General features: G+C 71.8%; 4 protein-coding genes. 1 reads left to right on the forward strand and 3 read right to left on the reverse strand.

Features of this window, described 5'->3' with window-relative positions:
• The 3 genes from HUU95_RS13805 to HUU95_RS13815 form a co-directional block, all read right to left on the reverse strand.
• The coding region (locus HUU95_RS13805) for a hypothetical protein (protein ID WP_217429844.1) at positions 1-367 on the reverse strand (367 nt) is incomplete at its 3' end.
• 54 nt (positions 368-421) lie between these two features.
• The gene (locus tag HUU95_RS13810) at positions 422-697 is read right to left on the reverse strand and encodes a hypothetical protein (protein WP_174280630.1); all 276 of its coding nucleotides are present in this window, start codon (positions 695-697) and stop codon (positions 422-424) included.
• A complete protein-coding gene (locus tag HUU95_RS13815) occupies positions 697-1,728 on the reverse strand; it encodes a glycerophosphodiester phosphodiesterase (protein WP_174280631.1) in 1,032 nt (343 codons plus the stop codon). Before HUU95_RS13815 ends, HUU95_RS13810 begins: the two co-directional genes overlap by 1 nt.
• Before the next feature lie 154 nt (positions 1,729-1,882).
• Here HUU95_RS13815 and HUU95_RS13820 point away from each other — a divergent pair.
• Positions 1,883-2,655 (forward strand): XdhC family protein (locus HUU95_RS13820; protein WP_174280632.1); only part of this gene is annotated, 773 nt, incomplete at its 3' end.

Raw genomic sequence — 2,655 nt, forward strand, 5'->3', positions numbered from 1 at the left:
CCAATACGGCCTGGATGCCTAGGATCGACACCGCCTTGGCGAAGTGGCGGGCGGCCGCGTCGAGGTCGGCGTCGCTGCCGGCCCGGTAGGTGCCGGACGCGAACTCCCACAGCTCGTCGAGCCCGCTGAACACGGCCAGCCCCAGCGAGAAGAAACCGACGGCACCCAGGATGATATCGACCAGCTCGCCCACGCCAAAGGCGTGGCTCGCGACCCAGCCGATTAGCACGCCGGACATCACCGCCAGCGAGGCGGGACTCACCAGCTCCGCAACCTGGGCGCGGAACTCGGGGCACAGCAATGGCAGCGAGCGTCGCAGCACCTCGCCCAGCCGGTCCTCGAAGCCCATCACCATGACGTCCGCCATGTCGCCCCATTTCCCGGCTTGCAGACCGGCTGTATTTTATCGACCTTCATCCCCTCACCGGTGATCCGCCGCCACATAGCCATGGTATGCGTCGCAGCCGTCGCGGTCGGGGTGGCCGTGGCATTTGTCCGCCCATTCGCGGCGTTCCTTGCCCTCGCGCGCCTCGTTCTGGCGCATCCTGCGGCCGTAATTGCGATCGGCTTCGGCTTGGCTGGTGGTGGCGAGGTCGACCGCCTTGCCGGCGACCTGGAACGGCGCCTTGACGACCGACACGGCGGTGCCGACGCAGCCGGCGGCGCACAGGGGGAGGAGGAGCAGGGCGACGCGCATCATTGCACTCCGTCGCGGGCCTGGATGCCCGATGCGGGGAAGTCGGTGAAGAAGCCGTCGATGCCCTGCGCGAGCGCCGACCGGATCTCCGCGACGACGTCGCCGCGCGCCGCCGGATCGGCGCCGTGGCGGAAGCGGTCGGGGAGGAACTGGTTCTCGGCGCGGTAGGTCCAGGGGTGGACGGCGAGGCCGGCGGCGTGCGCGTCCGCGACCAGCCCGGACGGCTGGTCACCCCGCCAGAGCATCGCCTTGTTCGGCCCGATCCCAAAGGCATAGGCGGCGACCGCCTTCAGCCCGGCGGGCATCGCCATGGCGGCGTAGGAGGGCGCGGCGCCGTCGGCGGGCGCGCCCTCGCCATCCATCAGCTGGATCAGCCGGATGCGCGTCCAGCCGTGGATGCGCCGCAGGTTGGCGACCTCGAACGACTGGATGAAGACGGGCGCGGCGGCGCTGTCCCAGCCGGCGGCGCGGAGCTGATCGACCAGCCGCCGGTCGGTCGGGTGGCCGATGCTCGCGAAATAGGTCGGGTGCTTGGTTTCCGGATAGATGCCAATCGTGCGCCCCGTCTGCGCGGAGCGGCGCTTGGCGAGGTCGATGATCTCGGCCAGCGTCGGGATGGCGAACTGGCCGTCATAGGCGGCGTTGGCGGGGCGCAGCGCCGGCAGGCGCTCGCGGGCGCGCAGCGTCTTGAGCTCGGCGAGCGTGAAGTCCTCGGTGAACCAGCCGGTGACGGACTGGCCGTCGATCGTTTTGGTGGCGCGACGGCCCGCGAACTCGGGATGGCGCGCGACATCGGTGGTGCCGCCGATCTCGTTCTCGTGCCGGGCGACGAGCACGTCGTCCTTGGTGGGGACCAGATCGGGCTCGATGAAGTCGGCGCCCTCGTCGATCGCGCGGTCATAGGCGGCGAGCGTGTGCTCGGGCCGCTCGCCGCTGGCGCCGCGATGCGCGATGAGGATGGGGCGGGTCACGCGCGGCGTCTGCCCGACGGCGGCGGGGAGCGCCAGGGTGGCAAGGGCGAGGAGGAGCATGACTGACGCTACCATGGCTTTAGCGCGACGACATGCTCAACCTTCGTCACCCTGAACTTGTTTCAGGGTCCATGCTACGCCATCAACGCCGGGACATCGTCACGGGTGGCGCATGGATGCTGAAACGAGTTCAGCATGACGAGCGAAGGATGACATGGCCGACAACGATACCGTCCTCGCCGCCGCGCGCGCCTGGACCGGCGCGCCGATGGCGCTCGCCACCGTGGTGTCGACCTGGGGGTCGGCGCCGCGACCGCGCGGCTCGCACATGCTGGTGCGCGAGGATGGGCGGTTCGAGGGCTCGGTGTCGGGCGGCTGCGTCGAGGGGGACATCCTCCAGGCCGCCGCCGACGTGATCGCGGGCGCGCCGTTCCGCGTCACGCGCTATGGGGTCGCGGACAGCTCGGCGTGGGAGGTCGGGCTGCCGTGCGGTGGCGAGATCGCGGTGATGGTGCAGCCGGTGGCGGCGGCGGGGTTCGATCCGGCGCTGTTCGACCGGATCGGCGCCGCGCGCGACGAGGGCCGCGCGCTGACGGTGGCGACCGACCTCGCGACCGGGCGCTCCTCGCTCGGGCCGGCGGAAGGCGGAGAGGCGTTCGTCAACCGCTACGATCCGCCGCGCCGGCTGCTGATCGTCGGCGCGGTGCAGATCGCGCAGGCGCTGGCGCGGCTGGCGGACACGCTGGGCATCGCGTGCACGGTGATCGACCCGCGCGCGCGCTTCCTCACCGCCGAGCGGTTCCCCGGCGTGGCGCTGGACGATCGCTGGCCCGACGAGGCGATCGAGGCGCTCGCGCCCGATCCGGCGACGGCGGTGGTGACGCTCTCCCACGACACCAAGATCGACGATCCGGCGCTGGTCGCGGCGCTGGCGAGCCCGGCCGGCTATGTCGGCGCGCTGGGCAGCCGGCGCAGCCACGCGGCGCG

The sequence above is a fragment of the Sphingomonas bacterium genome, assembly GCF_903643065.1.
In the GTDB taxonomy this organism is placed as follows: Bacteria; Pseudomonadota; Alphaproteobacteria; order Sphingomonadales; family Sphingomonadaceae; genus Sphingomonas.

What these genes read in the sequence shown, in the direction of transcription:
- HUU95_RS13810 (WP_174280630.1), bottom strand. Translation starts at nt 697, where the DNA reads ATGCGCGTCGCCCTGCTCCTCCTCCCCCTGTGCGCCGCCGGCTGCGTC.
- HUU95_RS13815 (WP_174280631.1), bottom strand. Translation starts at nt 1,728, where the DNA reads ATGCTCCTCCTCGCCCTTGCCACCCTGGCGCTCCCCGCCGCCGTCGGG.